Source organism: Streptomyces sp. IMTB 2501, from assembly GCF_001953885.1.
Classification (GTDB): Bacteria; Actinomycetota; Actinomycetes; order Streptomycetales; family Streptomycetaceae; genus Streptomyces.
In genome coordinates, this window is record NZ_MQUS01000008.1 from 319,164 (window position 1) to 333,052 (window position 13,889).

The following is a 13,889-nucleotide window of genomic DNA, read 5'->3' on the forward strand; positions in this document are numbered from 1 at the left end:
CTGTGGCCTGTGGTCCTGTGCCATCGCCAACCCAAGGCAGCGGCCCACCGGTTGGGCCGGTCCGGCCATGATTTCATGCCCAGGCGACGCCGAGGTGACGTGCGGGGCGTGAAGTGGTCGCACGCAGGTGCCCCTGGGGGCGCACACGCGCTGCCAGGGGCACCGGCTCGACGTCGACCGGGTGGGTCAGCCGCCCAGTGTGCCCCCCGCCTCGGGAGCCTGAGCCTTGGCGACCATCGGGTCCGAGTTGAGGTGGATCACGCCGTAGTCGTAGGCGTGGCGCCGGTAGACGACGCTCGGTTCCTTCGTCTCTGCGTCGACGAACAAGTAGAAGTCGTGGCCGACCAGTTCCATCTCGTAGAGGGCCTGGTCGAGGCTCATCGGTGCGGCGACATGGGTCTTCTCGCGGACGACGAGGGGGCCGTCACCCTTGACCTCCAGCGAGCCGATCTTCTTCGTCGGCACTCCGTCGGTCTCTTCGTCGTGGACGGGGAGGCCGTTGCCGTTCAGCGTGGCCGCGCCCGGGACGTGGTCGGGAACCTCGGCCGCCGAGATCCGCCGTGCGCCACGGCGCGAGAACCGCTTGTCGTGCTGCTTGCGCAGCCGGGCGTCCAGCTTCTCCGCCGCCAGGTCGAGTGCGGCGTACGGGTCACTGGCCGCCGCCTCCGCCCGGATCACCGGACCGCGGGAGCGGAGCGTGATCTCCACTCGGTCACAGCGGTCGGCCTGTCGGGGGTTGGGCTCCTTGGACACCTCGACGTCGAGGCTGATCACCTTGCCATCGAGCTTCTGGATCTTCTCCAGCTTCAGCTTCTCGGCCACGTGCTTGCGGAACCGCTCGGGCACCTCGGTCTTGCGGCCTTTGACGACGATGTCCACGCAGAACTCCGTTCCCGGATCGCTCCGCTCCAGCGGCGGAGCATCTCCCTTTTGCACCAGGCCCGGTGAGCACCGGACCTCGGACTCGGTGACTTCCACCTCCTCCTCCCCCGATGGCGAGATCTCCACCCCGTCGGCACGGGTTTGCGGAAAACCCGTGGCACGGCATTCCGATATGAGAGGTGTGGCCTGCGCCTTTCCTCACAACCGAACATATCTCGCCCGGACGGATGTCGTCACCCTCTACTCCGGCGTACCTCCGTTCAGGTGAATTACGCCTCTCCCTACCTGCAACGATGCAAGTCGCCGGTCAGTTCCTGTTTATTTCAAAAGAATCGCGCGGAGCGGCGATCACAGCCGCATGGAGAGCATGCCCGAGGGTGTTCACCGCTGCCTTTTCCGGTGCACCATGCACCCACTTCCCGCTCTCCGGCCGTGCCCCGATCCGTCGTTCATCCCTTCCTTCCCGAGTTACGGCCCCGTACACAGCCGTTCCCCCTCTGGTTCGCTCTTCCGCCACCTCCCGTACGACTCTTGCCGCCTCCGCGAGGCTGGCGCCAGTCGTGATCAGGTCGTCGACGAGCACGACGTGTCCGCCGCCGAGCAGCCGCTCGCCGCCCGCCGTCACCTCCAGCGCGCCCGCGAGGTTCGCAAGGCGCTGCCGCGCGTCGAGTCCGGCCTGGTCCGCCACGGCCCGCCGCTGGCGCAGCACAGCCGCCACCCTGGCCGGAGTCCCGTTGCGCCGCAGCTCCCCGGCCGCCGCGAGCGCCATCCGCCGCACCGGGTCGTGCCCACGCGCCCGCACGGCCCAGCGGGCGGAGGGCACGGGGACGAGCAGCACGGGCCGGAAACCCGCTGCGCCGCCCGGCCGGCCGCCCGAAGCAGCCCCATCGACATCGGCACTGCTCCCGCCGAGCCCCGCTCGCACGGCCCCCGCCAGGGCCGTACCCAGTGCTCCCGCGAGAGCCAGCGCGCCCCGCTCCTTGTGCGCGAGAAGCAGCGCGCGCACCTCCTCCGCGTAAGGAGCGGCGGCATGCACCACCGGCAGCCCGGCCGGCTCCGGCACCGGCCGCACCCGCCGCGGCGCGCGCCCGGACAGCGCGCCCCGGCACCGCGGGCAGAGCACTGTACGAGGTGCTCCGCAGCCCGCGCAGTCGGTCGGCAGCACCAGGTCGGTGAGGTCCCGCCACCACCCCCGCATGTGCACCACTGTGCCAATGCCGCGGCCGTCCGGCCACCCCTGTGGAAAACCCCCTGTGGACAAGCCCGGAAGGCTGCACTTCGCCGGTCGCTCACCCGCCCGTCACCCGCACGCAGGCGGAGGAGATGCGCGACGCGGCGCTCAACCCGGATAGACCGGTGCCGTCCCGTCCTTGTCCACCTTCTGCCACTGCGCCCCGGACGGCAGCCGTACGATCCCGTCTTCCGAGCAGGCCACCAGCGGCACCCTCTCGTCCTCGGACGCGGCGATCGTCTTGACGCCGGGGAGCGCGCCCGGCGCCGGGCCGTCGAGCGTGGAGCCGTCGACCTGGACGTACCGCATCTGCAGCACGCCGCCCTGCTCCCGGCCGACGACGAGCAGTCTGCTGTCCCCGGCCCACGACAGGGCGCTGACCTGCTCCAAATCGGGCGCGGCCGAGCGCAGTTCGACCACCGAGGTCCCCTGCCCGGTACCGTCGTCGCGCTGGACGCGGCCGATGAGCAGGGACTGCTTGCCGTCCTTCTCCACGACCAGCGCGATCCGCACGCCGTCGGCCGCCACCCGGGCGTCCTGGATCTGGCCGGACAGGTCCGGGATCGCGACCTCCTCCGGCTTGTCGGCACCCTTTTGCACGACGTACAGCCGTGTATGGCGCGGGTCGCGGTCGGCCACCCACAGGTCGCCGCGGGCGTCCCAGCTCGGTGTCGTCAGCCGGTCGTCCGCGGTCGCGCCATGGCTGGTCACCAGCGCGTCCCCGACGGAAGCGCCCGCCACCAGCGACGTCATGTACAACGATCTGCCCTGGTCACCGACCCCGGCCGCATAGTGCTCGTCCCGCGACACCGCCACCGACTCCAGCGCCTTGGCACCCTCGCCCAGCGGCCCCGGCGCCGGAAGGGCGCTGGTGCTCGTGCTCCCCGTCGGCATCCGTACCAGCCGGTGCCTTCCGTCGAGGTAGTACAGGTTGTCAGGGGTTTTGGACGACCCGTGCCAGGCGGCGGACTCGGCACGCTCCTCGCTCAGGTCGCACAGCCGGTGACCGCCGACGCCCTGCAGTTCGACGGACTCCAGCGTCGGCGCCAGGTTCCGCAGGGTGAACAGCACCTGCGTCGCCATTTCGGTGCACTTGGTCGCCGCGACCTGGGACTGCTTCAGATTCAGCGGCACGGTCAGCTTGTTCTGGTCGTCCGGCGCCAGGCCCGACACGTCCTGCTGCAGGGCCGCGCCGGTCGGGAAACTGGACCTGACGACCGGCCCGAGCCAGCCGGTGGGGCCGTTCAGCAGCGAGCGGACCATCTGCGTCATCGGGTCCACCTTGCTGCGCACGAACACCGGATCGGCGACCGCCACCGGCTGTCCCGTCGACCCGACCGCCGTGTCGGAGGCGAAGTAGTACTTGTCGACGGGGGTGTAGTTGCGCTGGAAGTCCGACTTGCCCATGACGACGCCGTCAAGCAGCTGGTCGATGCGCCACTGCCCGTTCTTGGGGTTGCGCGTCAGGTGGACCTTCTTGCGGAAGGCCCCGTCGGCCGGCTGGTACGCCTGCTGCCCGTCCACGGTCGCAACCTGGCTGCCCGCCAGCACGCAGGTGATGCTGCTGGGCAGGTCCGGGCTGCCACCGGCCCGGCAGCCGGGCTCAATGCTCGGCCCGCCCGCGAGGACCGTGGTCGACTGCTCCGGCCGCCAGGTGCGCGCCGCGTCGGAGGTCAGATACTTGCGGGCCGTGTCGTACTCCGGGTCGTCGCTGGTCAGCGCCTCCAGGAAGCCCTGCATGATCTCGGCGGGCCCGGCGCCCTCGGCCGGCGGCATGGCGAACACCCGGACCCCGGTGTCCTGTCGCGGCGTGGACTCCACGTTCTTCAGGTCCCCGCTGTCGGGCATCGAGGCGCACCCGGCCAGCAGTACGGTCCCCAGGGCGGCGTACGCCAACGCGCGTCCCGGCTTGTGCCGGGCGCCCCCCTTGCGGTCAGCGCCCACGAAATGCCTCCCCTGGCTCCGTCGAGTCCTGCGCGCCGGTCGTCTCCGGCCGGGCCGCGCCCCCGTCGGCTGCCGGATCCGCGGCGGCCTTGTCGTCCGCGCGTCGTGCGCCGCCGGTGGGCCTGGGCACCACGCGCGCGCCGTTGCCGTTGCCGGGCAGTGCGGCCGGGTCGGCGGCGGGGGTGACGGCGGCCAGCCGCGGCGCGATCTGGGCGCGCGGCGGCAGCGCGGGCGTCTGGGCGCCGCCCTGCTGCACGGGCACCGTCGCCCGCTTCTCCTCGGCTCCGCCGGGCAGACCGGCCTCGTCGAGGCCGCGGTTGCGGCGCGAGTCCTTGGGCTCCAGCGGTATCGGCGAACCCCGCAGCGGCTCGTCCGCGGTCCTGGGCAGCGTCAGCCGGAACTGGGAGCCCCCTCCCGGCTCGCCCCAGGCCTGCAGCCAGCCGCCGTGCAGCCGCGCGTCCTCCAGGGCGATCGACAGCCCGAGGCCCGTACCGCCGGTGGTACGCGCGCGTGCCGGGTCCGCCCGCCAGAAGCGGCTGAACACACGCGTAGCCTCGCCCGGCTTGAGCCCCACGCCGTAGTCGCGCACGGCGACGGCGACCGCGCCGCCCGCCGCGGCGAGCTTGACGACGACGTCCCTGCCCTCGCCGTGCTCGACGGCGTTGACCACGAGGTTGCGCAGCACGCGTTCCACCCGCCGGGCGTCGGCCTCGGCGACAACGGGCTGCTGATCTCCGACCACGCGTATGTGCGTGCCCTTGCGCTCCGCGAGCGGCGCGGCACCGCTGACCACGCGCCGGACGACCTCCCTGAGGTCTATCGGCTCGGCCTCCAGCGCCGCCGCGCCCGCGTCGAACCGGCTGATCTCCAGCAGGTCCGCAAGCAGCGACTCGAACCGGTCCAGCTGGTCGGCGAGCAGCTCGGCAGACCGCGCGGTCACCGGGTCGAAGTCCTCGCGCGCCTCATGGATGACGTCGGCGGCCATCCGGACGGTCGTCAGCGGCGTACGCAGCTCGTGCGAGACGTCCGAGACGAACCGGCGCTGCATCCGTGACAGGTCCTCGAGCTGCTGGATCTTCACCTGGAGGTTCTGCGCCATCTTGTTGAAGGCCTCGCCCAGACGCGCGATGTCGTCCTCGCCGGTGACCTTCATCCGCTCCTGCAGCCGCCCGGCGGACAGCCGCTCCGCGATCCCGGCCGCCATCCGCACCGGCGTGACGACCTGACGCACCACCAGCCAGGCGATGGCACCGAGCAGGACGACGACGAACAGCCCTGCGGTCGCCAGCGTGCCCTTGACCAGGCTGAGGGACTTCTCCTCCTGCGTGAGCGGGAAGAGGTAGTACAGCTCGTACGGCCGCCCGTTGGGGTCGTTGACCTGCTTGCCGATGACCAGCGCTGGCTGCGAGTCCTTGCCGTTGGAGTAGACGATCCGGGTGTAGCTCTGCGCGGCCGTGGTACCGCTGTTGACCCGATCACGCAGATCGGCAGGCACGCTGGAGGTCGGGTTGACGTTCCCGGAGCCGCGCGGGCTGCGTCCGCCGCCGCTGTCGTCACCGACGGGCAGCGTGACGACGTCGAAGGCGCCCGCGCCGCCGCTGGACAGCGACTCCACGAGGTCGCTCATCCACTGGATGACGTTCTGCGACTGGCGGCCGTCCGTGGTCGACGTGCCGTCCGCGGTGCCGGTCCCGGCGGCGCCACCGGTGGCGGCGCCGCTGGCCGCCTCGTCGGCCTTCTGCTTGGCCACCGCGAAACCGCCCGTGGCCTGGCTCTGCGAGGCCCTCACCTTCGCGTCCAGCAGGCCGTTGCGCACCTGCCCGATCACGACGAAGCCCAGCAGCAGGACGACGCCCAGCGACATCACCAGCGTGGTCGCGACGACCCTCAGCTGGATGTTGCGCCGCCACAGCCGCATCACCGGCAACAGCGGACGGCGCACCCAGCGCAGGAACAACCTGAGGACTGGGCTGCCCTGGACTCCGCCCTCAAGCAGCCCGCCCTCGAAGAAACTCCTGAACCGCGCACCCGTAGTCCGGCCGACAGCCCGCTCCGGACGGGCCCCGGACCGGCCGGGGGCCGAAGCGGCGCTGTCCCCGGACATGTCAGCTCGGCCCTGCCTTGTAACCGACGCCACGGACGGTCACCACGATCTCCGGCCGCTCCGGATCCTTCTCGACCTTGGACCGCAGCCGCTGGACATGCACGTTGACGAGCCGCGTGTCAGCGGCGTGCCGGTAGCCCCACACCTGCTCGAGCAGCACCTCACGCGTGAACACCTGCCACGGCTTGCGGGCCAGCGCGACCAGCAGGTCGAACTCCAGCGGCGTCAGCGCGATCGACTGTCCGTCCCGCTTCACCGAGTGCCCGGCCACGTCGATGACCAGATCACCGATGGTCAGCTGCTCCGGCGCCGGCTCCTCCGACCTGCGCAGCCGCGCGCGGATCCGGGCGACCAGCTCCTTCGGCTTGAACGGCTTGACGATGTAGTCGTCGGCGCCGGATTCCAGGCCCACGACCACGTCGACGGTGTCGCTCTTCGCCGTGAGCATCACAATCGGCACCCCGGACTCGGCCCGGATCAGCCGGCACACCTCGATGCCGTCCCGTCCGGGCAGCATCAGGTCGAGCAGCACCAGATCGGGCTTGGTCTCCCGGAATGCGGCCAGCGCCTTGTCGCCGTCGGCTACGAAAGACGGCTCAAAACCTTCACCACGCAGCACGATGCCGAGCATCTCGGCCAGTGCGGTGTCGTCGTCGACGACAAGGACTCGTCCCTTCATAAACGACATCATCCCATTAGCTAATCGTTACCTGGCGTGACCTGGCACACAGCTCCGCAAGAGCCTCGGCCGTCACGGGTGAAACGGCTCCCTCCTCGGTGACGATGGCCGTCACCAGCTCGGGCGGCGTCACATCGAACGCCGGGTTGTACGCCTGGGTTCCCAGGGGTGCCACCGGAATCCCGCCTCCTGCTCCCGTCACCGGCACCTGGGGTGCTGTGACCTCGGTCACCTCGAAGCCGGGTCGCTGCTCGACCTCGATGGACGCCCCGTCGGGGGTGTCCGGGTCGACCGTCGTCACCGGCGCCACCACGATGAACGGCACATGGTGGTATCGCGCCAGAACTGCGAGCGGATAGCTCCCCACCTTGTTCGCCACCGAGCCGTCGGCCGCGATCCGGTCCGCCCCTATGAGCACCGCATCCACCTCGCCCGCCGCGAACAGGGAACCCGCCGCGCTGTCGGTGAGCAAGGTGTACGCCATGCCGCTGCGTGCCGCTTCGTACGCCGTCAGGCGAGCACCTTGCAGCAACGGACGCGTTTCGTCCACCCACAGCCTCCGCAGCCGCCCCTCACGGTGCGCCGCGAGGGCCACCGCGAAGGCCGTGCCCTCACCGCCCGACACCAGCGAACCGCTGTTGCAGTGAGTGAGGAGCCGGTGCCCACCGCCGGGCATCAGCTCGTCCAGGAGCGCCAGACCGTGGGTGGCCATCCGGGCGCTGGCCTCGGCGTCCTGCCGGTGCAGCGTCCGCGCCGCGGCGAGAGCCGCCGCAGCCGCCTCGGTGGCATCGCCGGTCTTCGCCAGCGCGGCCTGGTGTGCGGCCTCGGCCCGGCGCACACCGCCGGACAGGTTCACCGCGGTGGGCCGGGCGCTCTCGAGCGCGCGTGCCGCCTCGGCCACGTCGAAGCCACGTGCGGCGGCGAGCGCGACACCGTACGCCCCGGCGATCCCGAGCACCGGCGCCCCGCGCACGGCGAGCGAACGGATCGCCTCCACCAGCGCCGACGCGTCCGTGCACACCAGCTCGACCTCCTCGGCAGGGAGCCGCGTCTGATCGAGAAGGACCAGCACAGGGCCTTCGGGTGGTTCCTCCCATCGAATCGTGGGTACCTGGGTCGGCCGCTTGTTCCCGTCAGTTCGCGCCTGCTGATCAGCCATGCGGTCAGTCTGCCCCGGATCCGGTGGACAATTGAAGGCATCCAGCGCCCACCGCGGCCGGTCCCCCGGTGACCACCCCATGGCACGATGGCTGCCAACCTGCCGCCGCCTCCGCGGAAGGGCACCGTGAAGGAGCTTCGATGACAGACACTCCGGGCTGGGCCTCGCCCGGATCCGCCCCGTCGAACGAGGGACGGGAACCCGGCGCGTCCGACCCCGCCGACCACCCCGGCGACAGCGCGTCCGCACCGCAGCCGGACGCGGACGCGCAGCGCCCAGGTACGAAGTGGTCCAAGGAGCAGCCGCCACCCGGCCAGTGGACCGCGCCCGCCGGTGCCCCCAGCCCGAACCAGGCCCCGCCGCCCCCGCCGCCCGGCCCGGGCTGGGGCCCCCGGCCGCCCGCCAGCCCCGGCGGCGGCTACGGCGGAGGTCCGCCCCCCGGCTACGGCGGTTACGGCACCCCAGGCGGCCACGGAGCCTGGGGCGGCGGCTGGGGCGGTCCCCCGCCCGCGGCGAAGCCCGGCGTCATCCCGCTGCGCCCCCTCGGCGTCGGCGAGATTCTCGACGGCGCCGTCTCCACCATGCGTACCCACTGGCGCACGGTGCTCGGCATCTCGCTGGCAGTCGCCCTGTTCTCGGCGACCAGCCTCGTCCTCGTACAGGGCTTCATCCTGAACGACGTCCTCGGCCAGATGCGGGTCACCAGCCCCCACGCCAACCCCGACGACGTGTTCCGCGCCCTGCGCGACGTCATGATCGGCGCCGGTGTCGTCAGCCTGATCTCCGGCATCGCCGTGGTCATCGCGACCGCTCTGCTCACGACCATCACCAGCCGTGCCGTTCTCGGCAGGCCGGTCAGCATCGGCGAGGCCTGGCGAGACGCCCGCCCGCAACTCCCCAAGCTGTTCGGGCTGCTCATCCTGCTGGGCCTGATCGTCGTCGGCGTGATGTTCGCCGGGGCCCTGCCCGGCATCCTCGTCATGCTCACCGGCGGCAGCGACGCCGCGGGGGCGGGCCTGCTGGCCCTGGGCTTCCTCGCCGGCATCGCCGTCTCGGCGTGGCTGGTGATCCGCTTCTGCCTGTCGACGCCCGCCCTGATGCTGGAACGGCAGAGCATCTTCAAAGCCATGAGCCGCTCCGCGAAACTGGTGCGCGGTTCCTGGTGGCGCACTTTCGGCATCCTGCTGCTCACGGGGCTCATCGTCAGGATCGTCCAGGCCCTCATCAGCATCCCCTTCACCGCCATCGGGGCCGCAGTGAGCGGCGACGGCATGGACAACCTGCTCGGCACCGGCGGCGGGCACATCGGCTGGGCGTCCCTGATCATCCAGGGACTCGGCGCCCTCATCGGCACCGCGCTCACCCTGCCGATCAGCGCGGGCGTCACCGTGCTCCTCTACATCGACCAGCGCATCCGCCGCGAGGCCCTCGACCTCGAACTGGCCCGCGCCGCCGGTATCCAGGATGCCGGCACCGGGGCCCCCGGTCCCGTCCCGGGGAGCTGACGAGGTGAGTCTCACGGGGGGAGTGCTCACGGCGGCGGCCCCGTCGCGCGCCGACGGCACGGTCGTACGAGGCCTGCTGCGCGCGGCGGACGTAGCCGCCCGCGCAACCGGCGGCTCGGGAGACGAGCCACCCGTGACCATCCCGCGTGATCCCGCGCGGGAGGCGGCTCGCCGCGAGCTGTCCAAGCGGATGTACCACGAGAACGACCCCGGGCTGTTCCAGCGCGCACTGAACGCGTTCTGGGACTGGCTCGACCGGCTGCTCAACTCGGCAGCCTCGGCGACCCCCGGCGGCACGGTCGGCCTGATCGTCGTGGTCCTGTTCGTCGTCGCCGTCCTCGCAGCCCTGTGGTGGCGCCTGGGGACCCCGCGCCGGCAACCCTCCTCCACCGCCGTCCTGTTCGACGACCGCCCCCGCAGCGCCGCCGAACACCGCTCGGCCGCCGAGGCACACGCCGCCCAGGGCCACTGGAACCAGGCAGTACAGGAACGCATGCGGGCCATCGTCCGCTCTCTGGAGGAGCGCACCCTGCTCGACGTCCGCCCGGGCCGCACCGCCGACGAGGCGGCCGCCGAGGCCGGCCGGACCCTGCCCGCACACGCCGACCGACTGCGGGCCGCGGCCCGCGAGTTCGACGACGTGACATACGGCGGACGCAGGGCGACCGAGGAGTCGTACCACCACATCGCCGAACTCGACCGCGACCTGGAACGCACCAGGCCCACCCTCGCCCACAGCACCACCAGCACGGCCCACAACACCCGCCAGGGGGCCGCCCAGTGACTGCCCCGGCCACACTGCCGACGACCTCCACCGCGCCCACCGTCCGCCAGGTGTGGACCCGTGCCCGGGGCATCGCGCTCGCCGTCGTACTGATCCTGGCAGGCGCCGTCGCCATGGCCGCCGTACGCTCCACCGCCCGGCACGGCGAACTGGACCCACGCTCCGCCGACCCCTACGGCAGCCGCGCCGTCGCCCAACTCCTCACCGACCGGGGCGTCTCCACGCGCGTCGTCACCACGCTCGGCGAGGCACGCGCCGCCGCCGGGCCGGACACCACCCTCCTGGTCGCCGTACCCGACCTGCTGACGAACCGTCAACAAACCCGGTTGCACCAGGCCACCGCGGCCTCCGGCGGGCGCACCGTCCTCATCGCGGCCGGCAGCCCGTCCGTCGAGCGACTCGCGCCCGGAGTCACCGCTGACCCCGCCACCAGCGCCGGCAGCACACTCGCCCCCGCCTGCACCCTGCCCGAAGCCCGGCGCGCGGGCAGTGCCGACACCGGCGGCATCCGCTACACCACCACCCGCCTCGACGCCGACTCCTGCTACCCCAGCGAGCGGCTCGCCACCCTGCTGCGTGTCCCCGAGGCATCCGGGGACGGTGACACCGTCGTGCTCGGAGCGCCCGACATCCTCTTCAACGACCGGCTCGACGAGCAGGGCAACGCCTCGCTCGCCCTCCAACTCCTCGGCTCCCGCCCGCATCTGGTCTGGTACCTCCCCTCGCTTTCCGACACCTCGGTCACCGACAACGGCGACCGGAGGAACTTCCTCGACCTGCTTCCCTCGGGCTGGCTCTGGGGCGCCCTGCAACTGTTCATCGCAGCGGCACTGGCCGCCGTCTGGCGCGCACGCCGCTTCGGCCCCCTCGTGCCCGAACGACTCCCCGTGGCGATCCGCGCCTCCGAGACCACCGAAGGCCGCGCCCGCCTCTACCGCAAGGCCGACGCCCGCGACCGCGCGGCCGCCGCTCTTCGCTCCACAACCCGCACCCGGCTCGCCCCCCTCGTCGGCGTCTCCGTCACCCAGGCGCACACGCCCGAGACCCTGCTCCCCGCCCTGTCCGCCCACCTCTCACGGGACGGCCAGGCCCTGCACTCACTTCTCTTCGGACCGCCGCCCGGCGACGACGCGGCCCTCATCGCACTGACCGACCAACTCGACGCCCTCGAAAGAGAGGTACGCCGTCCATGATGGACCCGACCACTGACAACGCCGGGACCGCCGGGGACGCGGGCGCCGCCCGTGCCTCCCTGGAAGCCCTGCGCGCCGAGATCGCCAAAGCCGTGGTCGGCCAGGATCCCGCTGTGACCGGCCTCGTCGTCGCTCTCCTCTGCCGTGGACACGTACTGCTCGAAGGAGTCCCCGGGGTCGCCAAAACGTTGCTCGTCCGCACCCTGGCATCCGCACTCGAACTCGACACCAAACGCGTCCAGTTCACTCCGGACCTGATGCCGAGCGACGTCACCGGATCGCTCGTCTACGACACCCGTACCGCCGAGTTCTCCTTCCAGCCCGGCCCGGTCTTCACCAACCTGGTCCTCGCGGACGAGATCAACCGGACCCCGCCCAAGACCCAGTCCGCACTGCTCGAAGCCATGGAGGAACGCCAGGTCACGGTCGACGGCACCCCGCGCCCGCTCCCCGAGCCGTTCCTGGTCGCCGCGACCCAGAACCCGGTCGAGTACGAGGGCACCTACCCCCTCCCCGAAGCGCAACTGGACCGATTCCTGCTCAAACTGACGATCCCTCTGCCCTCCCGGCAGGACGAGATCGACGTTCTGACCCGCCATGCCTCGGGCTTCAACCCGCGCGACCTGCACGCAGCCGGCGTACGCCCCGTCGCGGGCGCCGCGGACCTGGAAGCGGCCCGCGCCGCCGTCGCCAAGACGGCGGTGTCTCCCGAGATCACCGCCTACGTCGTGGACATCTGTCGCGCGACCCGCGAGTCACCCTCCCTCACCCTCGGTGTCTCGCCGCGCGGTGCCACCGCCCTCCTGGCCACCGCTCGTGCCTGGGCCTGGCTGACGGGCCGCGACTACGTCATACCCGACGACGTGAAGGCCCTGGCCCTGCCCACCCTGCGACACCGGATCCAGCTGCGCCCCGAGGCGGAGATGGAAGGAGTGACGGCGGACTCCGTCATCAACGCCATCCTCGCCCACGTGCCGGTCCCCCGCTGATGGCGCTCACCGGACGCGCCGCCCTCCTCGCGGCCCTCGGCTCGATCCCCGTCGGCATCCTGGAACCCGGCTGGACGGGCATCCTCGCAGTCAACGGCTCCCTGGCCCTCGCCTGCGCCTGCGACTACGCACTCGCCGCGCCCGTACGACGGCTTGTGCTGTCCCGGTCCGGCGACACCTCCACCCGACTCGGCGAAACCGCCGACGTCACCCTCACGATCACCAACCCGTCCCGCCGCCCCCTGCGGGCACAGCTGCGGGACGCCTGGCCGCCCAGCAGCTGGCTGCCAGGCACCGAGATCGAGGCCTCCCGCCACCGTCTGACCGTGCCCCCGGGCGAACGCAGACGCGTGACCACCAGACTGCGCCCCACCCGTCGCGGTGATCGCCAGGCCGACCGCGTGACGATCCGCTCCAACGGCCCCCTCGGCCTGTTCTCCCGTCAGGGCGCCCATAATCTGCCCTGGTCGGTACGGGTTCTGCCCCCGTTCACCAGCCGAAAGCATCTCCCGTCGAAACTCGCCCGATTGCGTGAACTCGATGGACGCACCAGCGTGCTGACCCGAGGTGAGGGGACGGAGTTCGACAGCCTGCGCGAGTACGTACCCGGCGACGACACCCGCTCGATCGACTGGCGGGCCACCGCACGTCAGTCCGCCGTGGCCGTCCGCACCTGGCGCCCGGAACGCGACCGTCACATCCTGCTCGTCCTCGACACCGGCCGCACCTCCGCCGGCCGCGTGGGCGACGCGCCCCGCCTCGACGCCTCCATGGATGCGGCGCTCCTCCTGGCGGCACTTGCTTCCCGGGCCGGTGACCGGGTGGCACTCCTGGCGTACGACCGCCGGGTACGCGCTCTGGTCCAGGGCCGCTCGGCAGGAGACGTACTGCCAGGCCTCGTGAACGCGATGGCCCCACTGGAGCCGGAACTGGTCGAGACCGACGCCCGCGGGCTCACCGCGGCCGCTCTGCGTACGGCACCTCGCCGATCCCTGATCGTGCTGCTCACGACACTCGACTCGGCCCCCGTTGAACAGGGGCTGCTCCCTGTGCTTCCGCAGCTCACCCAACGACACACTCTTCTGGTCGCCTCGGTGGCCGACCCGCACATTGCACGTATGGCAGAGGCACGAGGAAACGTGGAGGCAGTGTACGAGGCCTCGGCAGCGGCTCAGGCACAGAGCGAGCGTCAGCGCACAGCTGAGCAGCTACGTCGGCATGGGGTGACGGTTGTGGACGCGACGCCGGAGGATCTGGCGCCGGCGCTGGCGGATGCGTATCTGGCTCTGAAGGCGGCGGGCCGGCTCTAATCCGCTCCGGCTCGCGCCCTTCGGGGAAAGCGCCTTTCCATTGCTTTGAGAAAATGCTCCAGAACGCAGAAAACCCCCGCACCGTTCCCGGTGCGGGGGTTTTCTCAAT

Annotated in this window: 11 protein-coding genes; 5 read left to right on the forward strand and 6 right to left on the reverse strand. The window is 71.7% G+C overall.

Features of this window, described 5'->3' with window-relative positions; translation table 11 throughout:
* Nucleotides 1-186: 186 nt before the first annotated feature.
* The 6 genes from hpf to mtnA form a co-directional block, all read right to left on the reverse strand.
* Complete coding sequence (gene hpf / locus AV521_RS16980; protein ID WP_256725572.1) at nt 187-879, reverse strand: ribosome hibernation-promoting factor, HPF/YfiA family; 693 nt, start codon at nt 877-879, stop codon at nt 187-189.
* A 310-nt stretch (nt 880-1,189) separates the two neighbouring features.
* Nucleotides 1,190-2,080 carry a ComF family protein gene (locus AV521_RS16985; protein ID WP_076089223.1) on the reverse strand — a complete coding sequence of 297 codons (891 nt, stop codon included), beginning with the start codon at nt 2,078-2,080 and terminating at the stop codon, nt 1,190-1,192.
* A gap of 141 nt (nt 2,081-2,221) precedes the next feature.
* Nucleotides 2,222-4,057, reverse strand: a complete 1,836-nt coding sequence (locus AV521_RS16990; protein ID WP_179023147.1) for an LpqB family beta-propeller domain-containing protein — start codon at nt 4,055-4,057, stop codon at nt 2,222-2,224.
* Nucleotides 4,047-6,161 carry an MtrAB system histidine kinase MtrB gene (gene mtrB, locus AV521_RS16995; RefSeq protein ID WP_179023149.1) on the reverse strand — a complete coding sequence of 705 codons (2,115 nt, stop codon included), beginning with the start codon at nt 6,159-6,161 and terminating at the stop codon, nt 4,047-4,049. The genes AV521_RS16990 and mtrB overlap by 11 nt, the downstream gene beginning before the upstream one ends.
* Before the next feature lies 1 nt (nt 6,162).
* On the reverse strand, nt 6,163-6,852 hold the full coding sequence (mtrA, locus tag AV521_RS17000) for a two-component system response regulator MtrA (protein ID WP_191870552.1): 690 nt from the start codon (nt 6,850-6,852) through the stop codon (nt 6,163-6,165).
* Between the two features lie 4 nt (nt 6,853-6,856).
* Nucleotides 6,857-7,999, reverse strand: coding sequence for an S-methyl-5-thioribose-1-phosphate isomerase (gene mtnA, locus AV521_RS17005; RefSeq protein ID WP_076089163.1), 1,143 nt, complete (start codon nt 7,997-7,999; stop codon nt 6,857-6,859).
* A 140-nt stretch (nt 8,000-8,139) separates the two neighbouring features.
* Here mtnA and AV521_RS17010 point away from each other — a divergent pair, with 140 nt between their 5' ends.
* From AV521_RS17010 to AV521_RS17030, 5 genes are read left to right on the forward strand one after another with little or no spacing between them, the layout of a single operon-like run.
* Nucleotides 8,140-9,504 (forward strand): glycerophosphoryl diester phosphodiesterase membrane domain-containing protein, encoded by a 1,365-nt coding sequence (locus AV521_RS17010; RefSeq protein WP_076089165.1) that lies wholly within the window; start codon nt 8,140-8,142, stop codon nt 9,502-9,504.
* Nucleotides 9,505-9,508: 4 nt separating this feature from the next.
* Entirely contained in the window at nt 9,509-10,288 is a 780-nt protein-coding gene (locus tag AV521_RS17015) for a DUF4129 domain-containing protein (RefSeq protein ID WP_076089229.1), read from the forward strand.
* A complete protein-coding gene (locus AV521_RS17020) occupies nt 10,285-11,481 on the forward strand; it encodes a DUF4350 domain-containing protein (RefSeq protein ID WP_076089167.1) in 1,197 nt (398 codons plus the stop codon). The genes AV521_RS17015 and AV521_RS17020 overlap by 4 nt, the downstream gene beginning before the upstream one ends.
* Entirely contained in the window at nt 11,481-12,470 is a 990-nt protein-coding gene (locus AV521_RS17025) for a MoxR family ATPase (RefSeq protein ID WP_107480933.1), read from the forward strand. The genes AV521_RS17020 and AV521_RS17025 overlap by 1 nt, the downstream gene beginning before the upstream one ends.
* Entirely contained in the window at nt 12,470-13,780 is a 1,311-nt protein-coding gene (locus AV521_RS17030) for a DUF58 domain-containing protein (RefSeq protein WP_076089171.1), read from the forward strand. Before AV521_RS17025 ends, AV521_RS17030 begins: the two co-directional genes overlap by 1 nt.
* The last annotated feature ends 109 nt before the right edge of the window (nt 13,781-13,889 follow it).

What these genes read in the sequence shown, in the direction of transcription:
- AV521_RS17025 (WP_107480933.1), top strand. Translation starts at nt 11,481, where the DNA reads ATGGACCCGACCACTGACAACGCCGGGACCGCCGGGGACGCGGGCGCC.
- mtnA (WP_076089163.1), bottom strand. Translation starts at nt 7,999, where the DNA reads ATGGCTGATCAGCAGGCGCGAACTGACGGGAACAAGCGGCCGACCCAG.
- AV521_RS16985 (WP_076089223.1), bottom strand. Translation starts at nt 2,080, where the DNA reads ATGCGGGGGTGGTGGCGGGACCTCACCGACCTGGTGCTGCCGACCGAC.
- mtrB (WP_179023149.1), bottom strand. Translation starts at nt 6,161, where the DNA reads ATGTCCGGGGACAGCGCCGCTTCGGCCCCCGGCCGGTCCGGGGCCCGT.
- AV521_RS17010 (WP_076089165.1), top strand. Translation starts at nt 8,140, where the DNA reads ATGACAGACACTCCGGGCTGGGCCTCGCCCGGATCCGCCCCGTCGAAC.
- mtrA (WP_191870552.1), bottom strand. Translation starts at nt 6,852, where the DNA reads ATGATGTCGTTTATGAAGGGACGAGTCCTTGTCGTCGACGACGACACC.
- AV521_RS17030 (WP_076089171.1), top strand. Translation starts at nt 12,470, where the DNA reads ATGGCGCTCACCGGACGCGCCGCCCTCCTCGCGGCCCTCGGCTCGATC.